Here is a 23719-nt window from a genome sequence, read left to right as displayed (position 1 = left end):
CCCTTTGGAGGTTTTTTCGCAAGCCTAGACGGACGCCCCGGGCGGCCTTGTAGGCCAACATGCCGAAAAGCCTCCTGGACAATGACGGGCATGCAAGTCCTCAGCGTGAACACCGCCCGCGTCGAACATTTCGTCGCAACCTCCGGCCAGGCCCTGGACTCGGCCATCCGCAAGCGCCCGCGCGAGGGCCGTGTCGCGGTCGGGCCTTTGTCGCTGGACGGCGACGAGCAGGCCGACCTCAGCGTGCATGGCGGCCTCAGCAAGGCCGTCTATGCCTATGCGCAGGAGCATTACGCCTTCTGGCAGACGGTGCGCGGCCAGGCCAAGGTGGAAGGCGCGCTGCAGCCGGGCGACTGCGGCGAGAACCTGACGCTGTCGGGCCTGCTGGAGAGCAAGGTCTGGATCGGCGATGTGCTGCGTTTCCCCGACTGCGAACTCGTCGTTTCCGAGCCGCGCTACCCCTGCTTCAAGTTCAATGCCCACATGGGCTTCAACCAGGCCGCCAAGCTGATGACCCAGAGCGGCTATTGCGGCTTCTATCTGGCCGTGAGGCGCGAGGGCAGCATCGCGGCCGGCGATGGTTTCGAGCTGATCGCCGGTCCGCGCGAGGTCGGCATCGTCGAACTGTTCAAGGCCAAGATGAAAAAGGCGCGCTGATGCAGCGTCGCGCGCTGCTGGCCGCGGGGCTGCTGCCACTCGCCGCCCATGCCGGGCCGGTGCTGCAGGTCGGGCCACGGCGCGCGGTCAAGTCGCTGGCCGCGGCGGCGCGCCAGGCGCGCGACGGCATGGTCATCGAGGTCGACGCGGGCGAGTACGTGGCCGACGTCGCCACCTGGCCCCAGCACGAGCTGGTGTTGCGTGCCGTCGGCGGCCGCGTGCGCCTGGTCGCGGCGGGCGCCCATGCCCAGGGCAAGGGCCTGTTCGTCATGGCGGGCCGGCGCCAGCGCATCGAGGGCTTCGACTTCATCGGCGCCACGGTGCCGGACCGCAACGGCGCTGGCATCCGCCTGGAGGCCGGCTCGCTGACCCTGGTGGACTGCGGCTTTCGCGACAACGAGAACGGTGTGCTGACGGCGAATGACGACGGCATCGAGCTCGACATCGTCGACTGCGACTTCGGCCCCATCGCCTTGCGCGAGGGCAGGACGCACAACCTCTATGTCGGCGCCATCAAGCGCCTGGCCGTGACGGGCAGCAATTTCCACCACGGCCAGCTCGGCCATCTGCTGAAGAGCCGCGCGGCCCTCAACCACATCCTCTACAACCGCCTCAGCGACGAGATCGGCGGCCGCGCCAGCTATGAACTGGAGTTCCCCTACGGCGGCGTTGCCGTCGTCATGGGCAACCTCATCATGCAGAGCTCGACGACGGAGAACGACCATGTGATCTCCTTCGGCGTCGAGGGCGCGAAGTGGGCCCAGCAGGCCCTCTACCTCGTCAACAACACGCTGGTGGATCAGAAGCCCAGTGGTGGCATCTGGCTGCGCGTGACGCCGCCGCAGGCCGAGGTGGTGCTGGCCAACAACCTGCTCGTCGGCGGCCCGAAGCTGGCGGCCGAGGGCCATTGGACCCGGCGGGCCAACTTCACCGCCGACTGGGACGAGTTCGTGCGTGCGGCGCGCGACGACTACCGGCTCAAGCCCACTGCGGCTCTGCGCGGCAAGGCCATGGATGCCGGCGAGGGTGGCGGGCTGAAGCTCGTGCCGACGCGCGAGTACCGCCACCCGCGCGGGACGCTGGCCTTCAGCGGGCCCGCGACGAGCCCCGGCGCCTTCCAGTCCTGAGGGCGATGAGGCCCAGGCCCGCCAGCAGCAGGGCCAGGCTCTGCGGCTCGGGCACGGCCGTCGTGAAGCCCAGCTGCTGGCTGGCCACGCGCTGCAGGGCGAGCGCCGTCGTCGAGTCGATGCCGAGGTCGATGGCGGCCTGCTCGCCCCCACCCAGGCTCAGCGGATCGCGGCCGGTGATGCTGCCGAACAGCGTCAGGGCCGACAGATAGGAGCCGTATTTGCTCGCGTGCGTGCGGTCCAGCCACCACAGGTTCAGCGCCCCGGCCGTCTCGGCGAAGGTGCCGCCGGCGTTGTAGAAGCCGCTGCCCTGGGCCAGGCCCTGGTCGACGGCGCGCTGGAAGGCGTCGCCCACCGGCACCACGCCGGCAAAGCCCGGGTTGGACGCGGCCTTGGCATAGAAAGAGTCGTGCAGGTCGGCCGTCATGTCCGCCAGGCTGTTGTAGTACAGCGTGGCGTTGCCGCCGGCGGCGCTGGTGTCGACGATGGGGCGCCCGTCGGCGGTCGCCAAGTCGGGCGTCGTGATCTTGTGCGCCTCGACCATGTCGGGCCGGGCCCAGGTCTGTTCCAGATAGACCTTGGTGGCGGTGCTCGCGTTGCCGTTGGCCGCGATATTGCGCGTCGTGTTGCAGCTGGTCTGCGACAGGCCGGTGGCCATGCAGGCCGCGAGTCCGCCGAACAGCGCGGTCTCCTTGTAGCTTTGCGCCGCGCCGTTGTGGATGAAGCGCTCGAACTGGTCGGCATAGGCGTTGAAGGTCGCCAGGTTGGCGTTCTTGCCCTTGCCGGCCGGCAGGGCCGCGTCGCTCTGCTCCTGCAGCACGACGGTGTCCCACTTCTGGCTGGCGACATTGCCGCGCAGATTCCAGTCCGAGTTCGCCGTGTTCAGGAACTGGCCGCGCAGTGAGGCCGCATTGCGCGTGGACAGCGAGACGTCGTAGTTCAGGCCCGCCTCGTCCGTCATCTTCTTGAAGATGCCCGGCACGCCACCCCAGGGATGGGGCTCGAAGCTCGGATTGGTGCCGGCGGGGTTGATGGCTGCGAAGCCGGCCGTCAGGTCGTGCACGGCGGCGGCGTTGTAGCTCATCACCGGGTCGACGCGGCCGAAGGTGTAGCTGTTGCCGACGAAGAGGATCTTGATGGGGTCGGCCGCGAGGGCGGGCCCGGCGAGGCTGGCCATCAAGGCCAGTGCCAGAAGGCGGTTCATTGCTTGTCTCCAGTATTTATGGGGTCGTCCCAAGGACGGCCCCAACACTAGAGACGGCAAATCCAGTCGTCAAATATCTGAAACATCGCGCCGCCATATCGGCGGCGTATGAATCAAGCCTGTTTCAGCGCCGGGTAGTCCGTGTAGCCCTGGGCGCCGCCGCCATAGAAGGTCTCCTTCTGCGGCGCAGCCCAGGGCTGGTCGTCGCGGATGCGATCGACGAGGTCGGGATTGCTGATGAAGGGCCGGCCGATGGCGATGGCGTCGGCCTTGCCGCTGGCGATGGCATCCAGGGCCATGGCGCGGTCATAGCCGTTGTTGGCGATATAGGGGCCGTTGAAGCGGCGGCGCAGCTCGGCGTAGTCGAAGGGGGCGATGTCGCGCGCACCGCCGGTGGCGCCTTCCACCACTTCCAGGAAGGCCAGCTTCAGAGGGGCGAGCTGCTCGGCCACATAGTTGAACAGGGCCTGGGGGTTGCTGTCCTGGCCGATGTCATTGCTCGGCGTGACGGGGCTCAGGCGCAGCGCGGTGCGGCCCGCGCCGATGGTGGCGGCGATGGCCGTCATGACCTCGATGAGCAGGCGGGCGCGGTTTTCGATGGAGCCACCGTACTCGTCGTTGCGGTCATTGGCGCTGTCGCGCAGGAACTGGTCGAGCAGATAGCCGTTGGCGCTGTGCACCTCGACGCCGTCGAAGCCAGCCGCGATGGCGTTCTTGGCGGCCTGCACATAGTCGGCGATCAGCTGCGGGATCTCATGGGTCTCGAGCGCGCGCGGCGCGTCGGTCGGCACCAGCTCGCCATGGGCCGCATAGGTCTTGGTCTTGGCGGCGCGGCTGGTGGACGACACCGGCTGCTGGCCGCCGGGCTGCAGGCTGTTGACCGAGATGCGGCCCACATGCCAGAGCTGCACGACGATCCTGCCTCCTGCAGCATGCACGGCGTCAGTGACCTGCTTCCAGCCGGCGACCTGCTCGGGCGAATGGATGCCGGGGGTGTCGAAATAGCCCTGGCCATCGGGGCGGATCTGGGTCGCCTCGGTGATCAGCAGGCCGGCGCCGGCGCGCTGGCGGTAGTACTCGACGTGGAGCTCATGCGGGATCTGGCGCGTCGCGCGATTGCGCGTCAGCGGCGCCATGACGACGCGGTTGGCCAGCGGGATGTCGCCGAAGCGGACGGGGTCGAAGAGGGTAGGCATGGCGGTGAGATAGGGCCGGTCAGGATGGTTGCAAGTCTGGCTCCGGGCCCCTTTCCCCGTCCTGGCGGGGTTGATGGGGGATGTGTTAGCGAGCAGCGTTGGACAATAGGCCCATGCTCGCCTACCGCCACGCCTTCCATGCCGGCAACCATGCCGACGTCCTCAAGCACCTCGTGCTGACCCGCGTGCTGCGCTACATGGGTGAAAAGGACAAGCCCTACACGCTGATCGACACCCATGCCGGCGCCGGCGGCTACTCGGTCGAGGGCCGCTATGCGCAGAAGAAAGCCGAGTACGGCGAGGGCGTCGCCAGGCTCTATGACCGCAAGGACCTGCCGGCGCCCCTGGCCGACTACATGAGCCTGGTGAAGGCCTTCAATCCGGACGGCCAGCTGCGCCAATACCCGGGCTCGCCGGCGATTGCCAACTTCCTGCTGCGCGAGACCGACAGGCTGCGCGTCTACGAGCTGCACTCGACCGACCACCGCATCCTCACCAGCTACCTGGAGAGCCGGCCCAACACCCAGGTCAGCGACCGCGACGGCTTTACAGCCATCAAGGCCGAGCTGCCGTCGCCGACACGCCGCGCGGCCCTGCTGATGGACCCGTCCTACGAGATCAAGACCGATTACGGCAAGGTGCTGGCGGCCCTGCGCGAGGCGCTGGAGCGCGCGGCCGACACCGTCGTCATGGTCTGGTATCCGCAATTACAGCTGCTCGAATCGACGCAGCTCGCCCAGCGCCTCAAGGCCAGCGCCGATGCCGCCGCCAAGAAGGGCTGGCTGCATGTGCGCCTGACCGTGGCCCAGGCCGACGAGCGCGGCTTCGGCATGCTGGGCAGCGGCATGTTCATCGCCAACCCGCCTTTCACGCTGCACGACGAGCTGGCCGAATGCCTGCCCCTGCTGGTGGAACGCCTGGGGCAGTACGACGGCGCCAACTACGTGCTGGAGCAGAAGGCGGCATGACCGACAGCAAGCCGGTCACGATGGAGCAGATCGCCGCTCTCGCCGGCGTGTCGACCATCACTGTTTCCCGCGCGCTGCGCGACAGCCCCTCGGTCACACCGGCCACGCGCGAGCGCATCAAGACCCTGGCCGAGGCTGCGGGCTACCGCTTCAACCACCATGCGCGCAATCTGCGCCTGCGCCGCAGCCACATGGTGGCCGTCATGCTGGAGATGCAGCCCGACACCGACCGGCCTATGACCGACGCCTACCCGCTGCAGCTGCTGGGCGGCATCACCCAGGAGCTGACATCGCGCGGCTACAGCGTGCTGCTGTCGGCCCTGCAGAGCCCCGGCCAGGGCATGGCGGCCTCGGCCGACGGCCTCATCCTGCTCGGGCAGGGCGCCAACGGCTCGGCGGTGAAGTCGGCGGCGGCCATGGGCCTGCCCATGGTGGTCTGGGGCGCCGAGCATGGCCGCGGCGACTCCATCGTTGTCGGCGGCGACAACGCCCATGGCGGCGCCTGCGCGGCCGAACGCATGATCGCGCTGCAGCGGCGCGAGCTGCTCTTCCTCGGCGATGTGCGCCATGCCGAGATCCGCGACCGCCAGCAGGGCTTTGCCAAGGCGCTGAAGAAGGCCGGGCTGAAGTGCCAGACGCTGACGCCGGCCGCCTTCACCTTCGGCGCCGGCTTCACGGCCGTGCAGGCCCATCTGGCCAAGGGAGGCAAGGCCCCCGATGGCCTGTTCGCCGCCAGCGACCTGCTCGCCATGGGCGCGGTGCGCGCCTTCACCGATGCCGGCTTGGCCGTGCCCGACGCCGTGTCGGTCATCGGCTATGACGACTCACCCGCCGCCCAGAGCTTTGCGCCGCCGCTGACCAGCGTGCGCCAGGACTGGCACCACGGCGGCGTGCTGCTGGCGCGCAAGGTGCTGGACCTCATCGGCGGCCAGGATGCGGCCAGCGAGATCATGCCGACGGAGCTGGTGGTTCGGGCGACTTGAGGGCTGCGAATGACGGATGCCGGTCAACGACTTGCTAGGGCAGAGTCCAGCTGGGTTAAGCGGCATGGCGGCGAGTTCTGCAGCATGTCGCGCTGGACAAACTAATAGTTATCCGTCATGAAAATCCCTGCATTGCGTGTCGAGGTTAATGGAGAACTAGTCGCGGTCGCTGGCGCCGAGCGACTTGCGCTTCTCAGTGGGCAAGTCGCTTGGGGTGCGGGCTCAGCTTCCTCGATAAAGCTGGAGGAGATTGGTTTCGAAGTCCTGGGCCTTCAGCTCACCAAGCCTGCCCCTCGACAGTTGACCTGGTGCACTGGAATTTGCTTGAAGGTTGGCGATCGCGTCACTTTTGAGATCGTTGAAACAGATAGCCCCAGCCCTCCCAGCCAGCTCGTCAGCGTCCCGAGTGCCGAAGAGCTCTCTGCTGCTGCGGACATTGGTCGAAAGGCGAAGCGAAAGCGCGGGAATGCCGCATAGCTGTTCATTGCAGTGGACCTGCGCCAGCTACGCTGGCTGGTCGGCTGAATTCAGACGCTAGAGGTCCGGCTCAGGCAATGGTCGCTTACGACATCACCCGCGACGGCATAACCAGCGGCTTGTGGTTCTTTGCGCTGTGGGCTCTCTTTGGCATGACGGTTTTCGCCGTGTCATTGAAGAGGGCGAGGAGGACGGCGTTTCCGGATCGCTCCTATTTCGTGCTTGCGATATCTACGCTGTTTTTAGCCGTTGCTGCTGTGACGCTTGCGACCGGCTTCTCGCGCCACCAAGCTTGTCTAAGTAGCGTTCGCGCTGGCAACTTCGAGGTCACGGAGGGCGTGGTGTCGCGGCTTGAGCGATTCGGGCGCTCCGCTCCATTTGCTTACTCGTTCATGCTGGGCGGAAAGGAGTTTGTATTTGAGGGGGCGCTCATAAGTTCATGCGGTCTAGCTGAAAAGCCGAACTTTCAACTGAAGCTGACTGAGGGGCGCCGCCTAAGAATTGAGCACCGGGGTGATGAAATCTATCGTGTGCTTTTGCCAAAAGACCTCTAGCCTCTCATTGAGGTGGACCTGCGCCTGCTGCGCTGACCGGCCCACTGAATTCAAACGTTGAACGGCAAAGGCGAGGGGCTGATGAATTTGAACGACAGAGATCGGAAGAACGAGTGGAAGCTCAAGCAAAGGCAACTCGCACGCGCTGCATTTCCAATGTCTGATGCCCTGCTGGAATCGCTGTTCAACACAGTGGACGCGCATGTCGAGGATTCTGGATGCGATCACACGTTTCGAATCACGAATCAATGGATCACGGAACATCGGCAAGCCGAGGCTTCAGTGCTGGATTGGCTGAAGAGTCATGGCGGCTTCTGCGACTGCGAGGTCATCGCGAATGCAGCGGATCACTGGGAACAGAACCAATGACTCTCCGGTTGCCGTCCGCCGAGCTTGCACGTTAGCCATCGCGGAGATGACCGTGGTTAGTCGGGAAATGGCGTGGACGACCTTGAAGTTTGAGTACGATCAAGGGGCTCTGCAGCGGGTGCTTGGAGCTTCAGAGTTCTCCGCGGCTTGCGCGGTGTTTCGCGACGCGCCTTGGGCATCAGATCTGCACCCCTGGAGTGCGGTGGGAACTCTCGGTATCTCGACTACACCGAGCTACGATCAGGTACCGACTCGCAACGGCGAAGCGCCCTTGCTCGCCGCACAGCGGCGGCGTTAAGTGGCACAGGAAAATTCGTTGCTCACCCTCCACTCTTCGAATTCCAGTCGAGCCCTTCGGATCGCCGCGCGGGGAGAGTCATATCTCGTTGCTACCCTGGAGGGGCCGTCGCTTTCGGGTGCCGTAGAGGTGTGGGTCGAGACGGGTGATGTTGCTGGGTTGGTCCACTTCTTCGCCGAGCTAGCCGCTCTCGAGGCGCCTTGGGCAGGCACTCGTACTTGGGCTTCGCTTGAAGGCGACTTGGAGTTGGCCGTGGCATGCACCAGTCTCGGTGCGGTGACATGTCAAGTCAGCATGAGCGGCATGTCAGGGGCGCCTGAAGAATGGCGGCTTCGCGCTGGGCTGGAAACTGAATTCGGGCAACTTGCCAAGCTTGCGGTAGAGGCAAGGGATCTAGTTCATGCGTGAAGCGCCACCTAACCTTTTGCTGCAGCGGACACGTTAACCGCCATGAAGATGCTCACGCTAGTTCCGGTTCTGGCCCTTCTTGGATTGCTGTCGATCGCTCGGGCGGATGAGCCGCTTGCGCCGCCTGAAAGGTCCGTTACCTGCTCTACGTCTGGCGCCGTTTGTGCGGACTCTGATCCGAAGTCAGGCCGCACAGTCGTCTCTCGCAAAGGTGGGGCCGAAGTCCTGTGGTCCATAGCCGGGTGGCACAGATGGATTTTTGTGTCGAACGATGGCGCAGCATTGGTTGTTGCGTTCGACGGGCTGAATCTTGTGCCGAAGAACAGCACGCTGCAGTTGGAAGTCCTTCACTTCTATAGCCAAGGCAAGTTGGTGCGAGCTGTTCGCTTGGCTGATCTCTACAGCGATAGAACGCAACTCAGGCGCACGGTTTCGCATATGGCCTGGGTAAATGGCATCGCAGCGAATCATCGAGACGAGCTGGTGGTTGAGCTGGTGTCCGGTCGCAAGGTCGTGTTCTCCATGGCTACCGGCCAAGCGCGGCGCTACACATGAATGGTGGCTAACCCTTTTGCTGCAGCGGACGGCTGCGCCGCCCAAGCACTCTCGCTGACATCACACATCCGGAGGTCTTGTGAACTCGAGTCCCCTTGCGTCCATCGGAAGCCGATTTACGGCTCAGTTCATCGATGGGCTCGTTGCTCTTGCTTTTGGGGTGGCAACTTACGCTGTAGCCAAATACTTCGCGTGGCCGCTCGAATGGCTCTTCGTAGCCTGGCTCTTGTACATCCTGTTCTGCGATGCCCTTCCAAGGGGGCAAAGTCTCGGCAAGCGCTTCACGAACATCGCGGTGGTTCAAGCTGCCACTGGCAAGCCCTGCACTGTTTGGCGGTCGTTCGTGCGAAACATCTCGCTCGTAGTACTTGGCATATTCGATTTGGCCCTCCTTGTCGGCCGGCAGCGCAGGCGGCTTGGCGACTTTCTCGCAGGAACGAAGGTGGTCACACTATGAACCACCGTCAGGCGTGCAATCACGAACCCAACCCCTCCATCGAGCGGACATGCCACCGCAGGCTTCAGTCCTGCGCAGTCCGGACGACCTCAAGGGCATCCTGAGGAGCGGCGCAACAGGTGCGCCGCAGGACTTCACTCAATCCAGCACGACTTCCGTGCGAATCAGGCCGGCGCGCTCGGCGCTGGCCGACAGTGCGATCCGCGTACCCACCGGTGCACGCACCACCCACTCGGCCACGGCGCGGTCGCCCGTCGGCTGCTTGTTGAACAGGAACGCCAATTGACTCTGCTTGGGCGCATGGCCCTCGAGCTGCGGGCCTTCCATGCGTTCCTTGCCGTTGACCAGGCTGATGGCCGGGTCGCCCGTGGGCATGTGGATCTCGAACATGACGCCGCGCACCGTCTTGCGCTCCAGCGCCCGCTGCGTCACATAGGCCGGCAGATAGCCTGCATTGGCCACGGCCATGCGCACCCGCCACATGTCGGGGCCGAGGGCACGCACTTCGGTGCGGATCAGCTCCAGCTGGGGCAGGCTCATGGCGATCTGCGTCATCCAGGCCGGGAAGCGGGCGGCCTCGCGCTCGCGCAGGGCGGGCGGCGGGTTGCGCCAGTAGTTCATCTTGTCCCAGCCGCCGATCTCGACCGCGCCGAGCTGCGGATGCTGGAAGGGCACCCAGTCCACATGGGCCTGGCCGCCGCATTTCTCGTCGCTCCACTTCAGCAGCTTGAGGTCGTCCTCGACCGGGTGCTGGCGGTACCAGTCGATGAACTTCTCGACCTCGACGCCGGCCTCCTTGCTGGGCGACCACAGCTCGACAACCCAGAACAGCGCGCCCAGGTGCTCGTAGACCCAGTCCTGGGTGCCGGTGATGACGTCCTTGGGGTGGTAGCGGAAGTCCTCGTAGATGCTGACGGCCGGGTAGCCGGTGTGCTTCTCGCCCAGGGCCGAGAAGTTCTGGAACAGCCACAGGTCCTCGGGCGTCATGTCCTTGTCGCTGCGCGTGCCGCAGGGGCGCAGGATGACGCCGCTGTGGGTGTGATAGCTGATGGCCGCGCCGATGTTGGGATGCTGGGTGATGAAGTCCACCATGGCCCGCACCTCGGGCTCGCTGGTCGGGTAGGGGCCGGCGCCCAGCTGCTGGAACTCCTGGCGCCATTCGCCAGGGAAGTTGCGGTTCAGATCCAGCCCTTCACGGTCCGAATTGACCTTCACGGTCAGGCCGTCGTGGTTCTTGATGAAGCCCTCGGGGATGAGGCGGTAGTACTCGCCGCCCTGTTCGCCGGGCTCGCGCGCCACCATCAGGCGCGGGTCGGCCGGGTGCTTCTTGTAGCCGCCGTGCGGGTCGGGCACGCGCATGGTCAGGATGCGGCCGTCGCCGTCCACGTCCTCCATGGTCAGGCCGTCGACGGGCTCTTCCGTGTAGGGATAGGGGCGGGTCGAACTGCGGATGTGGCGCGGGCGGTCGGCCAGGGCCAGCTCGGCGCCGTCGGGGTTGAGCCGCGGCACGATGTAGAGGGTGCGCGAGTCCAGCAGGCGGTTGATCTGCTGGGCGTCGGCCGACGTGCCGCCATGCTCCTTCAGCAGATGGTGGATGTAGTAGAGGCAGGTCGTCGACGCGGTCAGCTCGGCGGCGTGGATGTTCCCGTCAATCCACATCGCCGGCTTGTCGATGTCCATGCCGCTGGCGAGGTTGGTGATGACGACGACCCAGATGTCACGGCCTTCGTAGCTCTTGCCGATGGAGCGCACCGACACCAGGTTGGGCCTGGCCTCGGCATAGGCGAACAGCAGGGCCGTCAGCTCGTCGTGGCGGTAGAAATGGTCGAAGCGTGGGTTGGGCAGTGCGGTGGGCATGGCGCGGCGTGTCTCTTTGCAGGGCCCCCAGAACTAGGGGCTTTCAAGTGCCGCGGATTGTCCGAAGCCGGCCGCCGCGAGCGCCCAAGGGTTTGCCCTTCATTGACCCTTGAACAGGGCCTGGAATTGCCGCGACACCGGCAGCTTGTCTTCACGCCCGCGCAGCGTCAGGACCATGGTGCCTTCGTCCACGCGCACGGCCCGCGCGATGCAGCGGCTGTTGACCAGCACCGAGCGGTGGATCTGCCAGAAAAGCTCGGGGTCGAGCTGGGTCAGCAGCTCGCGCAACGGCGTGCGGATCAGCGCGTCGCCGCCCTGGTGGACGACGCGGGTGTAGCGCTGGTCGGCCTCGAAATAGATGATTTCGTCCGGCGGTATCAGGTGCACCTCGCGGCCGATGCTGGCCTGGATGGGGCGCATGGCCGGCTTGGGCGCCGCGAGGCCGGCCAGCAGGCGCTGCAGGGCAGCCGTGTCGGGCGCGGGCTGGGCAAGTCGCGTCTTCAGCTGGGACTGCAGCCGGGCCAGGGTCTGGCCGAGGCGGGCGTCGTCGACGGGCTTGAGCACATAGTCGACCGCGCCAGCGTCGAAGGCCGCCAGGGCCTGGTCGTCGAAGGCGGTCACGAAGACGATCAGCGGCGGCGCGGCCAGGGCCGACAGGCGGCGCGCCACCTCCAGGCCGGTCAGCCCGGGCATGCGGATGTCGAGGAAGGCGATGGCCGGCTCGTGGGCCAGGCAGTCGTCCCAGGCGTCGGCGCCGTTGGTGCTGGCGGCGACGATGTCCAGTTCGGGCCAGAGGCGGGTGAGGGCGGCGCGCAGTTGTTCGCGGGGAGCTTCTTCGTCGTCGGCAATCAGGGCGGTCAGGTTCATGGCAGGGGCAGGGTCAGGGTGGCCACGCAGCCCGGCGTGGCATCGGTCAGGGTCAGGGTGGCGTCGGGGAAGGCGCTCAACAGGCGGCGCCGCGTGTTGGACAGGCCGACGCTCTCGGTCCAGCCGGGTGCCAGGCCGGGTCCGTCGTCGGTGATGGTCAGCACCAGGCGGCCGGCCTCCACGCGGGCCGCGATGTCGACATGGCCGCCGCGCAGCTGGGGCTCGATGCCATGGGCGATGGCGTTTTCCACCAGGGTCAGCACGATGCCGGGCGGGAGTTCGGCGTCGAGGTCGTCCGGCACATCGATATTGAAGGCCAGTCTCGCGCCCAGCCGCGCCTGCATGATGGCCAGATAGCGCCTGACCATCTCGATCTCGTCGTCCAGCGCCTGCAGCTCGCGCTCGAACATGGGCAGCGTGGCGCGCAGATAGGCGGTGAAGTCGCGCAGCAGCGGCGCGGCGCGGGCGTCGCCGGTGTCCACCCAGTGTTGCAGCGAGGCCAGGGTGTTGAACAGGAAATGGGGCTGGATCTGCGCCGCGGCCAGGCGGGTCGAGAGGCGCAGCGCGGCGTCTTGCTCAGCCAGCTCACGCAGCCGCGCTTCGATCTGCTGCACGCGGAACAGCGTGACCAGCCACCAGGCCGACAGCACGGCCGTCATGATGGTCAGCACGACGTACAGGCTCTTCTGCGTCTCCTCGCGCCAGCCGTATTTGGTGAACAGCACGCCGCCGGTGCCCACCACCACCCCCACCACCCAGCAGGCCTGGTTGAGCCGCTTGCGCGTGGGATTTCTCCACAGCCAGTGCGAGATGGCCAGCGACAGCCAGCCCAGTCCGAGCACCAGCGGCCATATCCAGGGCGTCTTCCCCGTCTCATGCGAGGTGACCGCCAGCACGAGGATGAGCTGGAAATAGACATAGTGGTCGACGCCCGACGGCCAGGGCTGGTTGCCGGCGCGGGCCAGCTCGTCGGCGGTGAAGACGCGCTTGGGGCCGGGGTAGTACCACTGCTCCCAGTCGATGCTGGCCTTCTTGGCGGGGGGGATCGAGGACATGGCGCGCAGTCTAGAAGCGCGTGGCGCCGGGCCGCCGCATGCTGCGGCGAATGGTGGATCGGCATGCCTGGATGGTTGTTCGACCGCTCGGTCGGGAAAAGTGCAGAATGCCGGCATGCCTTCCTGGAACTCTCTCGACCTGCAGCGCCGCGACGACGGCGTGGCCGTGCTGACCATGAGCCGGCCGGCTGTCTTCAATGCCTTCGACGAGACGCTGATCGCCGAGCTCGACGCGGCCTTCGAGCTGCTGGGCGGCGACGACAGCGTGCGCGCCATCGTGCTGGCCGGCGCAGGCAAACATTTCAGCGCCGGTGCCGACCTGCAGTGGATGCAGCGCGCCGCCGCGGCCTCGCAGGAGGCCAATCTTGCCGATGCGCGCCGCTTCTCGGCCATGCTGGCCCGCATCGCCGAGTGCCCGAAACCGACGCTGGCTCGCGTGCAGGGCGCGGCCCTGGGGGGCGGCGTCGGCCTGGTGGCGGCCTGCGACATGGCGGTCGCGTCCGAAGCCGCCAGCTTCTCCGTCAGCGAGGCCCGCATGGGCATCCTGCCCGCCGTCATCGGCCCGCATCTGGTCAATGCGGTCGGCCTGCGCGAGGCGCGCCGCCTGGCGCTGACGGCCAGCCGCATCGACGCCGCCGAGGCGCAGCGACTCGGCCTGGTGCAGCGTGTCGTGCCGGCCGAGGGGCTGGACGCGGCGGTCGACGCCTTGATCGCCGACCTGCTGGCCTGCGGCCCGGCCGCCCAGGCCGAGATCAAGCAGCTCTATGCGCGCCTGGCGCCCGGCCCCGTCACGGCCGAGGTGCGCGAGCTGACGGCCCAGACCATCTCCCGCGTGCGCACCACGCCCGAAGCCCGCGAAGGCTTCGCCGCCTTTCTCGGCAAGCGCAAGCCCAACTGGAACGCCAACGAATGAATTTGAACGGCTCCCGCATCCTCGTCGTCGGCGCCGGCCTGATGGGCGCCGGCATTGCCCAGGTGGCCGCCCAGGCCGGCCATGCAGTGGCCCTCTTCGACGCCCGTGCCGGCGCTGCCGAGGCGGCCAAGAGCAAGCTCTCGGCTCTGCTGGACGGCCTGGTCACCAAGGGCAGGCTGACGGCCGACGCGGCCCAGGCGACACTGGCCCGCATCACGCCGGTGGAGGCCCTCGGCCCCGCCGACCTGGTCATCGAAGCCATCGTCGAGAACCTCGACATCAAGCGCGCCTTGTTCGCCGAGCTGGAGGCCCTGCTGCCCGCCGAGGCCGTCATCGCGACCAACACCTCGTCCATCTCCGTGACGGCGCTGGCGCGCGGCATGCAGAAGCCCGAGCGGCTGGTGGGCATGCATTTCTTCAACCCCGTGCCGCTGATGAAGCTGGTCGAAGTGGTGTCGGGCCTGGGCACCGCGCCCGAAGTGGCGCAGGCCGTCTTTGAGCTGGCCGGCCGCTGGGGCAAGACGGCGGTGCACACGCGCTCGACGCCGGGCTTCATCGTCAACCGCATCGCCCGGCCCTATTACGCCGAGACGCTGATGCTGCTGCAGGACCGCGCCGCGGCGCCCGAGCTCATCGACGCCTGCCTGCGTGCGGCGGGCTTCCGCATGGGGCCCTGCGAGCTGATGGACCTGATCGGCCATGACACCAATTTCGCGGTGACGAATTCGGTCTTTGCGGCCAACTTCTTCGACCGCCGCTTCACGCCTTCGCTGGTGCAGCAGGAGCTGGTCGATGCCGGCTTCTTCGGCCGCAAGAGCGGGCGCGGTTTCTACCGGTACCCGGAAGGCGCGCCGGCCCTGCCGGCCGTCAGCATCGCGCCGCCGCGGGCCGCCCGCCTGGTCGTGCATGGCCGCGGCGCGCTGGCCGAGCGCTTCGTCGCCAACCTGCCCGAGGCGGTGCGCGAGCTGGACAGCGATTGGGTGGGCCTGGCCGTCGACGGCCGCCAGTTGCGCCTGACCGATGGCCGGCGTGCCCATGACTTCGGCCCCGGCGCGGCCGTTTTCGACCTGCCGCTGGCGCCCACCGGCGATATCGCCTATGCCGGCGACGCGCACACGGCCGAGTGGCTGACCCGACTGGGCCTGGTGCCGCGCGCCGTGGCCGACCTGCCGGGCCTGGTCGTCGCCCGCACCATCGCCATGCTGATCAACGAGGCCGCCGATGCGGTGGCCCAGGGCGTCTGCGACGAGGCCGGCGCCGACGCGGCCATGAAGCTGGGCGTGAACTACCCGGCCGGCCCCTTCGAATGGCTGGCCTTCTGGGGCGCCGCGCCCGTCGTCGCGCTGCTGGACCGGCTCGATCAACACTACCGTGGCGAGCGCTACCGCGTGTCGCCTTATCTGAAATAGCGGGCCGAGTGCCGGGCCGCCCCAAGCCGGCCCGGCATCCCCTCGGGGAATCGGCCGATGTACTCATCGGACCAGGGGTCAACATGCTTCAAGCCTTCATCTGCGACGCCATCCGCACGCCCTTCGGCCGCTACGGCGGCGCCCTGTCCTCCATCCGCACGGACGACCTCGGCGCCCTGCCGATCAAGGCGCTGATGGCGCGCAATGCGAATGTCGACTGGGCCCAGGTGGCCGACGTCATCTACGGCTGCGCCAACCAGGCCGGCGAAGACAACCGCAACGTCGCCCGCATGGCGGCCCTGCTGGCCGGCCTGCCGGTCGATGTGCCCGGCAGCACGGTCAACCGGCTCTGCGGTTCGGGCCTGGACGCCATTGGCACGGCCGCGCGTGCCATCCGCGCCGGCGAAGCGGGGCTGATGATTGCCGGCGGTGTGGAGAGCATGAGCCGCGCGCCCTTCGTCATGCCCAAGGCCGAGTCGGCCTTCAGCCGCACGAATGCCGTCTATGACACGACCATTGGCTGGCGCTTCATCAACAAGCAGATGAAGGCCCAGTACGGCGTCGACGCCATGCCCGAGACGGCCGAGAACGTCGCTTCGGACTTCGGCATCGAGCGCGAGGCCCAGGACCGCATGGCCCTGGCTTCGCAGTTGAAGGCCATCGCGGCCCAGAAGCGCGGCTTCTTCGAGCGCGAGATCGTGCCGGTCGAAGTGCCGCAGAAGAAGGGCGACCCGGTTCGCGTGCTGCTCGACGAGCATCCGCGCGAGACCAGCCTGGAGGCCCTCGCCAAGCTCAAGGGCGTGGTGAAGCCCGATGGCAGCGTGACGGCCGGCAATGCCAGCGGCGTCAACGACGGCGCCTGCGCCCTGCTGCTGGCCAGCGAGGCCGAAGCGGCCCGCCATGGCCTGAAGCCGCGCGCCCGCGTTGTCGGCATGGCCACGGCCGGCGTCGCGCCGCGCATCATGGGCATCGGGCCTGCGCCGGCCACTCGCAAGGTGATGGCGCTGACGGGGCTGTCGCTGGCCCAGATGGACGTCATCGAACTGAACGAGGCGTTCGCCGCCCAGGGCCTGGCCGTGCTGCGTGACCTCGGTCTGGCCGACGACGATGCCCGCGTGAACCCGAACGGCGGCGCCATCGCGCTGGGCCACCCCCTGGGCGCCAGCGGCGCCCGCCTGGTGACGACGGCGATCAACCAGCTCGAGGTGAGCGGCGGCCGCTATGCGCTGTGCACGATGTGCATTGGCGTGGGGCAGGGGATCGCGCTGATCGTGGAACGAGTCTGATGACCTTGCGGGGCAGACCTTGGCGCGCGGCGCCACGCTCTGTCCCCAACTGATCAGGACTACTCGAGGAAGAGTCGGCTGATGCCTTTCAGGCTGACCAGATTGCCCGGGTTGCTGGTCTCGTTGAGCACGCCGGCCATGCGGGCCAGCAGGCGCGGGCTCTTCTTCGCGCGCCAGATCAGCAGGTCGGCCAGCCAGGGGTGGGCGTTCACGCGGTTGGCGCGTTCGTAGAGGTCGAACTTGGGCTTGAGGGCCGTCAAACCAGCCTCGTAGGCGGCGCGGACGGCCGCGTCATCGGCGTGCTTGAGGATGGCATCGGCCGCCAGCATGCCGGTCTCCATCGCCTTGCCAATGCCTTCGCCGGTGAAGGAATAGGTGCTGCCGGCCGCCTCGCCGGTGACGAGCAGGCCGGGGCGCGTCCACTTCGCGCCGGTCAGCGTGCAGCGCAGCGGGGCGCCCTTCAGCTCACCGACGAGTTCGCCGACGCGCATCAGTTCGGCCGCCGGTGGGTACTTGGCGACGAAGGCATCGAAGATGGCGCGCAGGTTGACGTCCTTCTTGCGGCCCTTGCCGCCACCCAGGTCCTTGTGCGAATCCGTGACGCCCACGCCGATGTTGAAGTGGCCGTCCGGCGCCGGAAAGATCCAGCCATAGCCGGGGCGCACCGACTTGTCCCAGACGACTTCCAGCGCTTTGATCTTTCCGACCATCTCGGGCGCCTTCACATAACCGCGCAGTGCCACGCCGCTGGGCGTGTGGCGCTCGCACATGCCGGCGGCCGTCAGGGCCTTGGGCACGGCCCCGGTGGCCAGCACGACCCAGCCCGCGGTGATCTCGACGATCTCGTCGCCCCGCTTCAGCCGGGCGCCGGTGACGCGGCCATCCCGCTCCAGGGGCGCCTCGAAGCGCGCCTGCTCGAAGCGGGCACCGGCATCCTGGGCGGCCTGCAGCAGCAGGGCATCCAGCTCCTTGCGCGGCAGCACGGCCAGCGAGCCGGGCACGTCGATGCGCCCGCCGCGCGGGCCGATGCAGGCGACATGGGCCACGCCTTGAGCGCGGCGCATGACGTCGTCCAGCAGACCGAGGCGGGCCAGGGCCTGGTGGGCATCGGGAATCAGGCCGTCGCCGCAGGTCTTGTCGCGGCCAGGCGGGTGCTGGTCGACCAGCAGTACGGCGACGCCGGCGCGGGCCAGCGTGCGCGCGCAGGCGCTGCCGGCAGGGCCGGCTCCGATGATCAGGACCTCGCAGTCCGGCCGGGCGGCTGTGCCGGCGCCCTCTGTAACAGCAGTCAATTCGGTCGGCAATTCGATGGGGTCGCGGATTCTAGGAGTGCCGGATGGGCCTCTTAACACCCTGTCCCCACACTTGACTGTGGTCATTGCGGGGAATTTGTGTGGTCATGTGACAACGCCCATGCCGACCTACACCCCCCGCTTGGGGCGGTGTAACCCCTAGGTTTCTGTCGTGTAAAGCACGCTTGGCGCGCGCCAGCCGAGTCTATTGGGGGCTACCCGGATCGGCCCGCCTGTCGCCAATCGCCAGACTCGCGCCGCGAAAAGGCGTTTCTCCGCGAGGGATTCGCGTTTCCATTTCACCTGCAACACACGCGTTGAGAACGTCCTCACGAAGGAGTAGTCATGTTTAAACGAAACGCCCGAAGCGCCGCCGCGCTGGCGATGATCGGCACGCTGAGCGCCGTCTCGGCAATGGCCCAAGAAGCCGCGCCGGAAAAGCTCGAGCGCATCGAAATCACGGGTTCGCGCATCAAGTCCATTGGCGCCGAATCCAGCAGCCCGATCACCTCGGTCGGCAAGGAAGACATCAGCATCAAGCAGCCGGTTGCGGTTGAAGAACTGGTGCGCGGTCTGCCTTCGGCCTACCCGGCCATCGGCCCCAACGTGAACAACGGTTCCAACGGCACGGCCTCCATCGACCTGCGCGGTCTGGGCTCCAACCGGACCCTGGTGCTGATCAACAGCCGCCGCATCGTGCCCGCCACGCTGGGTGGCGTGGTCGACACCAACACCATCCCGGTCTCGCTGCTCGAGCGCGTGGACCTGGTGACCGGTGGCGCGTCCGCCGTGTATGGCGCCGACGCCGTGTCCGGCGTGGTGAACTTCATCACCAAGCGCAATTTCTCCGGCGTCGAAGCCACGACGCTGTACAGCGCCTCCGAGAAGGGCGACGCCCAGCGCTACAAGAATGACCTGACCATCGGCGCCAACCTGGCCGACGGCCGCGGCAACGTCGTCGTCCACGTCGGCACGACCCGCACCTCGCCCCTGACCCTGGGCCAGCGCGACTTCTCGCCCGTGGTCATCTCGTCCCGCACCGGCAATCCGGGTGGCTTCTCGGGTACGGCAGTCCCGGCCATCTGGTCCGGCATGCCGACGCCCATCGCCGGCGATCGCACCATCGACGGGACGACCGGCCTGCTGCGCGGCGCTGTCGGTACGGCGCCTCCGGATGGCTACAACACCAACCCGCCCAACTACTTCGAAACGCCGCTGACCCGCACCCAGGCCACCGCCCTGGGCCGCTTCCAGGTCAATGAGTACGCCGAGATCTACACCGAGGTCTTCCACACCAAGTCCAACGTGACGCTGAACCTGGCGCCGTCGGGCACCTTCGGCGTGGCGCTGAACATTCCCATCGGCAGCCCCTTCATCACGCCGGCCGTCCGCGCCCAGCTGTGCGCCGCCTACGGCATCTCGGCCGCCAACTGCGTGCCGGGCAGCACGACCGAGTTCCGCGCCAACATCGCGCGCCGCTTCGTCGAAGCCGGCCCGCGTATCTACAGCTACGACAACTCGACGACCCAGTACACCGTTGGTGTGCGCGGCGACATCCCGATGTTCGAGGGCTGGAGCTACGACGGCTACTACCAGAAGGGCCGCTCGGACCAGATCCAGCGTACCGGCAACGGCTTCTCGGCGAGCAAGCTGCAGCAGGCCGTACGCGCCACCAACGCCACCAGCTGCACGGTGACCACCGGCGGCTGCGTGCCGATCAACCTGTTCGGCGCCGCTGGCTCCATCACGCCCGCAATGCTGGCGTTCATCGCCACGCCGACCTTCCAGACCACCCGCGTCGACCAGACCATCATGGCTGGTTCGGCCAGCGGTGAAGTCGCCTTCGCCAAGAGCCCCTGGGCCAAGAACCCGCTGGGCATGGCTATCGGCTACGAAGACCGCAAGGTCTTCGGCGGCAACGCCTCCGACGCCGTCGTGCAGACGCAAGGCGAACTGCTGGGTTCCGGCGCTCCGACGCCTGACCGCAGCGGTACGCTGAAGTTCCGCGAACTGTTCGCTGAAGCCAGCATGCCGCTGGTGCAGAACAAGTTCCTGGTCCACGCCCTGAACCTCGGCTACGGCTATCGCGCCACCGAGTTCGACTCCGTCGGCGGCGTGCAGAACTACGGCAGCTGGAAGAAGTCGCTGGACTACGCGCCCATGAAGGGCCTGCGTTTCCGCGGCGAAAGCCAGCGCGCGACCCGCGCCCCGAACGTGAACGAGCTGTACGCACCGGTCACCACGGGCCTGTCCTCGCTGTCGATCGACCCCTGCCAGGGCAACCGCATCAACACCGGTGACGCAGGCAAGGCCGGCACGCTGACCAATCTGTGCCAGCAGACCGGCGTGCCCACCGCCCAGATCGGCAACGTGTCGGCACCGTCGTCCAGCCAGATCAACAACACCGGCGGCGGCAACCCCAACCTGGGCCCCGAGAAGGCCAACACGACCACCCTGGGCGTGGTGTGGGAGCCTGATTTCGTTGAAGGCCTGTCGCTGACGGTTGACTACTGGAAGATCAAGATCAACGGCGGCGTCTCTGCCCCGACGGCTTCCCAGGTCATGAACGGCTGCTTCGACGCGACGCAGAACCCCGGCTTCACCTACAACGCCTTCTGCCAGCTGATCCAGCGCGACGCGCTGAACGGCGGCATGAACGGCACGGGCAGCCGCGGCGTCAGCACGCAGTCGTCCAACCTCGGCTTCTACAACTTCAACGGCATCGACGTCGGCGCGAGCTACCGCCTGCCGCTGAAGAAGCTGGGTATGCCGAACCTGGGCCGTGTCGACCTGAGCATGCAGGCCAGCTTCCTGAAGCAGGCCGACTTCAAGGCGCTGCCCAACGTGCCGACGCTGGAGCAGGCCGGCTACTACGGCGTGGACGTCGGTACCCCCTACACCAAGACGCGCGTCAACACGCGTGCTTCCTGGACGCTGGGCGACTACTCGCTGGGCCTGAGCTGGCGCTATATCGGCTCCTCGTCGGTCCAGACCACGGGTGCGACCGCCAACAACAAGGGCAACTTCCTGCCCGTCAACGAGACGATCGCGGCCTACAACTACTTCGACCTGAACGGCTCCTGGCAAGTCGGCAAGAACATCAAGTTGTCCCTGACGGTCAACAACCTGTTCGACAAGCAGCCGCCCCTGGTTGGCACCGCCGTCGGCCCGGGCGCGACCAACTTCGGCAACACGTTCCCGACCGCCTACGACATCATCGGCCGTCGCTACACCGCCACCGTGCAAGCCAACTTCTAAACAAGCCTTCGGGCTCAGCCGCTCCTCGGGGTGGCTGCATCGGACGGGCCCCTCGGGGCCCGTTTTTCTTATGGCCGCCGACAATGCCGGCCTCAAGCTTTCACCGACCCATGGCATCCATCCATCCGGCTTCCGCGCTGGGCCAGGGCCTGCGCGCCCTGGCTTCGGGCCAACCCGCCGTCGCCCAGGCCTTCCTCGAACGCGCGCTGCGCGAGACGCCGGCCGCACCCGAGGTCCCAGCCGCCCTCGGCCAGCTCGCCGCCCAGCGCCAGCAATGGGCCGAGGCCGAGGCGTGGTTCCTGCGCTCCTTGCGGCTGCATGCCGTTCAGCCCCGCGTCTGGCTGGCGCGCGGCCAGATGCTGGAGATGCTGCAGCGGCCGGCCGATGCCGCCGAGGCCTTCGTCCAGGCGGCGCTGCACCAGCCCGACCTGGCCGCCGCCCACTACCAGCATGCCCGCCTGCGCCGCGATCTTGGCGAACGCGAGCGTGCGCTGCAGTCCGCGCGCCGCGCCGCCGAGCTGGCCCCGCAGGACGTCAATGTGCTGCAGCTGCTGGCCATGCTGCAGGAGGAGAGCGGCTTGCTGGACGCCGCGCTGCCGACCTTGGACGACGCCCTGCGACTGGCCGCCGAGCGTGCCGCCCTGCACCACAACCGCGGCGTCGTGCTGCACCGCCTGGGCCGCCATGCCGAGGCCCTGGCTGCGCATGAACGCGCCCAGGGCCTGGGCCTGGACGTGGCCGAGGCGCACTACAACCATGGCAACACGCTGCAGGCCCTGGGCCGCGCCGACGCGGCGCTGGCAGCCTACCGCCGCGCGCTGTCGCTGGCGCCGCTGCATGCGCTCAGCCTCTACGACCTGGCCAAGCTGCGCTGGGCCCTGGGCCATGCCGACTTCACCGCCGAGCTCGATGCGGCCGAGCGGGCGGCGCCCGCCTCCGAGGTGCCGCCCAGCCTGCTGGGCCTGCTGTTGCTGCGCGCCGAGCGCGGCGAGGCCGCCGCTGCGGCCTACCGGCGCGCCGCCGCGCTGGCGCCTGCCAACGCCGCCTATGCGGACGGCCTGGGCCAGGCCCTGTGCCTGCTGGGGCTGCACGACGAATCCAGCGCCGCCCATGCCCGAGCGGTGGCGCTAGCGCCCGAGGACGTCACCGTGCTGGGCAATGCGGCGCGCAGCCTGTACGCGGCCGGCCGGTCCGCCGAGGGCCTGGCCCTGGCCGAGCGCGCCCTCGCCGTGGCGCCGCAGGATCAGCATGCCCTCGCCCTGGTCGGCCTGGGCTGGCGTCTGGCGGGCGATGCGCGTGCCGAGAGCCTGAACGACCTGGACCGTTGCGTCGCCGTCCTCGACGTCGAGCCGCCGCCCGGCTGGACGGACATGGCCAGCTTCAACACGGCCCTGGCCGAGGTGCTGGCGCGGCTGCACACCGATGCCGAGGCGCCCATCGACCAGACCCTGCGCCACGGCACGCAGACGCGTGGCAACCTCTTCGATCTGGACCTGCCGCTGGTGCAGGCTCTGAAGGTTCAGATCGCCCAGGCCATCACGGCCTGGCTGGCAACGCGGCCCATCGAGGCCAGCCACCCCTTCCTCGGCCGCCGCAGCAGCGGCTGGCATTTCACCGACAGCTGGAGCTCGCGGCTGCGCGGCAGCGGCTTTCACACCAACCATGTGCACAGCCATGGCTGGCTGAGCAGCTGCTATTACGTGTCGACGCCCGCCAGCGCCCTGCGCGAGGGCAGCCGCGACGGCTGGATCAAGTTCGGCGAGCCTGATCTGCCCGAGCCGCTGCGCTCACGCCTGCCGCCGCGCCGCATGGAGGCACCGCTGCCGGGGCGGCTGGTGCTGTTCCCGTCCTATCTCTGGCACGGCACGACGCCCTTCCAGGACGAGGCCTACCGCCTGACGGTGGCCTTTGACGTCTTGCCAGACTAGTCGACGCGGCGCACGCGCGGCGAGGTGTTGAGGCCTTCGATGTCGAGGTAGTAGGAGCCCAGCGCGCCGCGCTTGACGCTGACCTTGCGGGCCTTGGGTGGCAGGTCGACGGAAGTGCCGTCGATGACCAGCCAGGTCTGGCCGTTGGCCAGCTTGATGCGGGTGTTGGGACCCCAGCCGCTGAAGCTGGGCGCCAGCATGCTGTCGACCGAATCGACGGCGCCGGGCTTGCGCGCCTCGGGCAGGCCAAAGGCGGCCTCGCCGCTGGGGGCGGGTGCCGCCGCGACCGGGGCGACGGCGGTGGCCGCCTGCGGCGCCGCAGGGGCTGTCGGAGCGGGCTTGGCGGCCACCGCGGGCGTCGCCGCCTTGGCCGGTGCGGCCGGCACGCGGGCTGTATCAGCCAGCGCGTCGTAACAGGCCAGTCGGGCGGCGTTGTCGGTCAGGGCGCGGCAGCGCTGCAGGCTGTCCTGGGCCAGGGCCGGTTGGGCCGCCGCCATCAGGGCGGCGAGTGAGAGGGCGGTGAAGGAGGTGCGCATGGGCAAAGCCTAGCAGTTGTCAGCCATGAAAAAGCCGCCCGCGGGCAGGCCCGGGGCGGCTGGTG

General features: G+C 67.9%; 21 protein-coding genes. 14 read left to right on the top strand and 7 right to left on the bottom strand.

The window, feature by feature from the left end:
* Window positions 1–90: 90 nt before the first annotated feature.
* On the top strand, window positions 91–657 hold the full coding sequence (locus AC07OY_RS11155) for an MOSC domain-containing protein (RefSeq protein WP_495042643.1): 567 nt from the start codon (window positions 91–93) through the stop codon (window positions 655–657).
* Window positions 657–1784, top strand: a complete 1128-nt coding sequence (locus tag AC07OY_RS11150; protein WP_495042642.1) for a hypothetical protein — start codon at window positions 657–659, stop codon at window positions 1782–1784. Before AC07OY_RS11155 ends, AC07OY_RS11150 begins: the two co-directional genes overlap by 1 nt.
* Here AC07OY_RS11150 and AC07OY_RS11145 read toward each other — a convergent pair.
* Entirely contained in the window at window positions 1744–2988 is a 1245-nt protein-coding gene (locus AC07OY_RS11145; protein ID WP_495042641.1) for a PEP-CTERM sorting domain-containing protein, read from the bottom strand. The genes AC07OY_RS11150 and AC07OY_RS11145 overlap by 41 nt on opposite strands.
* A gap of 113 nt (window positions 2989–3101) precedes the next feature.
* The gene (locus AC07OY_RS11140; RefSeq protein ID WP_495042640.1) at window positions 3102–4184 is read right to left on the bottom strand and encodes an alkene reductase; all 1083 of its coding nucleotides are present in this window, start codon (window positions 4182–4184) and stop codon (window positions 3102–3104) included.
* Between the two features lie 113 nt (window positions 4185–4297).
* Here AC07OY_RS11140 and AC07OY_RS11135 point away from each other — a divergent pair, with 113 nt between their 5' ends.
* From AC07OY_RS11135 to AC07OY_RS11105, 7 genes are all read left to right on the top strand, one after another.
* Window positions 4298–5152 (top strand): 23S rRNA (adenine(2030)-N(6))-methyltransferase RlmJ, encoded by an 855-nt coding sequence (locus AC07OY_RS11135; RefSeq protein ID WP_495042639.1) that lies wholly within the window; start codon window positions 4298–4300, stop codon window positions 5150–5152.
* The gene (locus AC07OY_RS11130; protein ID WP_495042638.1) at window positions 5149–6135 is read left to right on the top strand and encodes a substrate-binding domain-containing protein; all 987 of its coding nucleotides are present in this window, start codon (window positions 5149–5151) and stop codon (window positions 6133–6135) included. Before AC07OY_RS11135 ends, AC07OY_RS11130 begins: the two co-directional genes overlap by 4 nt.
* Before the next feature lie 554 nt (window positions 6136–6689).
* Window positions 6690–7166 carry a hypothetical protein gene (locus tag AC07OY_RS11125; RefSeq protein ID WP_495042637.1) on the top strand — a complete coding sequence of 159 codons (477 nt, stop codon included), beginning with the start codon at window positions 6690–6692 and terminating at the stop codon, window positions 7164–7166.
* 57 nt (window positions 7167–7223) lie between these two features.
* Window positions 7224–7535: a DUF2695 domain-containing protein gene (locus AC07OY_RS11120; RefSeq protein ID WP_495042636.1), complete on the top strand. Its 312-nt coding sequence runs from the start codon at window positions 7224–7226 to the stop codon at window positions 7533–7535.
* A 298-nt stretch (window positions 7536–7833) separates the two neighbouring features.
* Window positions 7834–8241: a DUF6228 family protein gene (locus AC07OY_RS11115; protein WP_495042635.1), complete on the top strand. Its 408-nt coding sequence runs from the start codon at window positions 7834–7836 to the stop codon at window positions 8239–8241.
* A gap of 42 nt (window positions 8242–8283) precedes the next feature.
* Complete coding sequence (locus AC07OY_RS11110; protein ID WP_495042634.1) at window positions 8284–8796, top strand: hypothetical protein; 513 nt, start codon at window positions 8284–8286, stop codon at window positions 8794–8796.
* Between the two features lie 79 nt (window positions 8797–8875).
* Complete coding sequence (locus tag AC07OY_RS11105) at window positions 8876–9253, top strand: RDD family protein (protein ID WP_495042633.1); 378 nt, start codon at window positions 8876–8878, stop codon at window positions 9251–9253.
* 138 nt (window positions 9254–9391) lie between these two features.
* On the opposite strand, the gene AC07OY_RS11100 is transcribed toward AC07OY_RS11105, so the two are convergent.
* The 3 genes from AC07OY_RS11100 to AC07OY_RS11090 form a co-directional block, all read right to left on the bottom strand.
* Window positions 9392–11110, bottom strand: a complete 1719-nt coding sequence (locus AC07OY_RS11100) for a M14 family metallopeptidase (protein WP_495042632.1) — start codon at window positions 11108–11110, stop codon at window positions 9392–9394.
* A gap of 99 nt (window positions 11111–11209) precedes the next feature.
* The gene (locus AC07OY_RS11095; protein ID WP_495042631.1) at window positions 11210–11977 is read right to left on the bottom strand and encodes a LytR/AlgR family response regulator transcription factor; all 768 of its coding nucleotides are present in this window, start codon (window positions 11975–11977) and stop codon (window positions 11210–11212) included.
* On the bottom strand, window positions 11974–13032 hold the full coding sequence (locus AC07OY_RS11090) for a sensor histidine kinase (protein WP_495042630.1): 1059 nt from the start codon (window positions 13030–13032) through the stop codon (window positions 11974–11976). The genes AC07OY_RS11095 and AC07OY_RS11090 overlap by 4 nt, the downstream gene beginning before the upstream one ends.
* A 115-nt stretch (window positions 13033–13147) precedes the next feature.
* Here AC07OY_RS11090 and AC07OY_RS11085 point away from each other — a divergent pair, with 115 nt between their 5' ends.
* From AC07OY_RS11085 to pcaF, 3 genes are all read left to right on the top strand, one after another.
* Window positions 13148–13945, top strand: coding sequence for an enoyl-CoA hydratase-related protein (locus AC07OY_RS11085; RefSeq protein WP_495042629.1), 798 nt, complete (start codon window positions 13148–13150; stop codon window positions 13943–13945).
* Window positions 13942–15354 (top strand): FAD-dependent oxidoreductase, encoded by a 1413-nt coding sequence (locus AC07OY_RS11080; RefSeq protein ID WP_495042628.1) that lies wholly within the window; start codon window positions 13942–13944, stop codon window positions 15352–15354. Before AC07OY_RS11085 ends, AC07OY_RS11080 begins: the two co-directional genes overlap by 4 nt.
* A gap of 83 nt (window positions 15355–15437) precedes the next feature.
* Window positions 15438–16640, top strand: a complete 1203-nt coding sequence (pcaF, locus tag AC07OY_RS11075) for a 3-oxoadipyl-CoA thiolase (protein WP_495042627.1) — start codon at window positions 15438–15440, stop codon at window positions 16638–16640.
* Between the two features lie 59 nt (window positions 16641–16699).
* On the opposite strand, the gene AC07OY_RS11070 is transcribed toward pcaF, so the two are convergent.
* Window positions 16700–17932: an NAD(P)/FAD-dependent oxidoreductase gene (locus tag AC07OY_RS11070; RefSeq protein WP_495042626.1), complete on the bottom strand. Its 1233-nt coding sequence runs from the start codon at window positions 17930–17932 to the stop codon at window positions 16700–16702.
* Window positions 17933–18277: 345 nt separating this feature from the next.
* Here AC07OY_RS11070 and AC07OY_RS11065 point away from each other — a divergent pair, with 345 nt between their 5' ends.
* Complete coding sequence (locus AC07OY_RS11065; RefSeq protein WP_495042625.1) at window positions 18278–21190, top strand: TonB-dependent receptor domain-containing protein; 2913 nt, start codon at window positions 18278–18280, stop codon at window positions 21188–21190.
* Between the two features lie 110 nt (window positions 21191–21300).
* A complete protein-coding gene (locus tag AC07OY_RS11060) occupies window positions 21301–23118 on the top strand; it encodes a putative 2OG-Fe(II) oxygenase (RefSeq protein WP_495042624.1) in 1818 nt (605 codons plus the stop codon).
* Here AC07OY_RS11060 and AC07OY_RS11055 read toward each other — a convergent pair.
* On the bottom strand, window positions 23115–23654 hold the full coding sequence (locus AC07OY_RS11055) for a hypothetical protein (protein WP_495042623.1): 540 nt from the start codon (window positions 23652–23654) through the stop codon (window positions 23115–23117). The genes AC07OY_RS11060 and AC07OY_RS11055 overlap by 4 nt on opposite strands.
* Between the last annotated feature and the right edge of the window lie 65 nt (window positions 23655–23719).

This window comes from Roseateles sp. GW821-FHT09H10, from assembly GCF_059415865.1.
Note: the sequence above shows the minus strand (reverse complement) of the source record. Positions and strands in the feature narration are given on the sequence as shown.

Bases quoted from the DNA above. Each gene is read 5' to 3' on its own strand.
- AC07OY_RS11155 (WP_495042643.1), top strand. From the start codon at position 91: ATGCAAGTCCTCAGCGTGAACACCGCCCGCGTCGAACATTTCGTCGCA.
- AC07OY_RS11150 (WP_495042642.1), top strand. From the start codon at position 657: ATGCAGCGTCGCGCGCTGCTGGCCGCGGGGCTGCTGCCACTCGCCGCC.
- AC07OY_RS11145 (WP_495042641.1), bottom strand. From the start codon at position 2,988: ATGAACCGCCTTCTGGCACTGGCCTTGATGGCCAGCCTCGCCGGGCCC.
- AC07OY_RS11140 (WP_495042640.1), bottom strand. From the start codon at position 4,184: ATGCCTACCCTCTTCGACCCCGTCCGCTTCGGCGACATCCCGCTGGCC.
- AC07OY_RS11135 (WP_495042639.1), top strand. From the start codon at position 4,298: ATGCTCGCCTACCGCCACGCCTTCCATGCCGGCAACCATGCCGACGTC.
- AC07OY_RS11130 (WP_495042638.1), top strand. From the start codon at position 5,149: ATGACCGACAGCAAGCCGGTCACGATGGAGCAGATCGCCGCTCTCGCC.
- AC07OY_RS11125 (WP_495042637.1), top strand. From the start codon at position 6,690: ATGGTCGCTTACGACATCACCCGCGACGGCATAACCAGCGGCTTGTGG.
- AC07OY_RS11110 (WP_495042634.1), top strand. From the start codon at position 8,284: ATGAAGATGCTCACGCTAGTTCCGGTTCTGGCCCTTCTTGGATTGCTG.
- AC07OY_RS11100 (WP_495042632.1), bottom strand. From the start codon at position 11,110: ATGCCCACCGCACTGCCCAACCCACGCTTCGACCATTTCTACCGCCAC.
- AC07OY_RS11095 (WP_495042631.1), bottom strand. From the start codon at position 11,977: ATGAACCTGACCGCCCTGATTGCCGACGACGAAGAAGCTCCCCGCGAA.
- AC07OY_RS11090 (WP_495042630.1), bottom strand. From the start codon at position 13,032: ATGTCCTCGATCCCCCCCGCCAAGAAGGCCAGCATCGACTGGGAGCAG.
- AC07OY_RS11085 (WP_495042629.1), top strand. From the start codon at position 13,148: ATGCCTTCCTGGAACTCTCTCGACCTGCAGCGCCGCGACGACGGCGTG.
- AC07OY_RS11080 (WP_495042628.1), top strand. From the start codon at position 13,942: ATGAATTTGAACGGCTCCCGCATCCTCGTCGTCGGCGCCGGCCTGATG.
- pcaF (WP_495042627.1), top strand. From the start codon at position 15,438: ATGCTTCAAGCCTTCATCTGCGACGCCATCCGCACGCCCTTCGGCCGC.
- AC07OY_RS11065 (WP_495042625.1), top strand. From the start codon at position 18,278: ATGTTTAAACGAAACGCCCGAAGCGCCGCCGCGCTGGCGATGATCGGC.
- AC07OY_RS11060 (WP_495042624.1), top strand. From the start codon at position 21,301: ATGGCATCCATCCATCCGGCTTCCGCGCTGGGCCAGGGCCTGCGCGCC.
- AC07OY_RS11055 (WP_495042623.1), bottom strand. From the start codon at position 23,654: ATGCGCACCTCCTTCACCGCCCTCTCACTCGCCGCCCTGATGGCGGCG.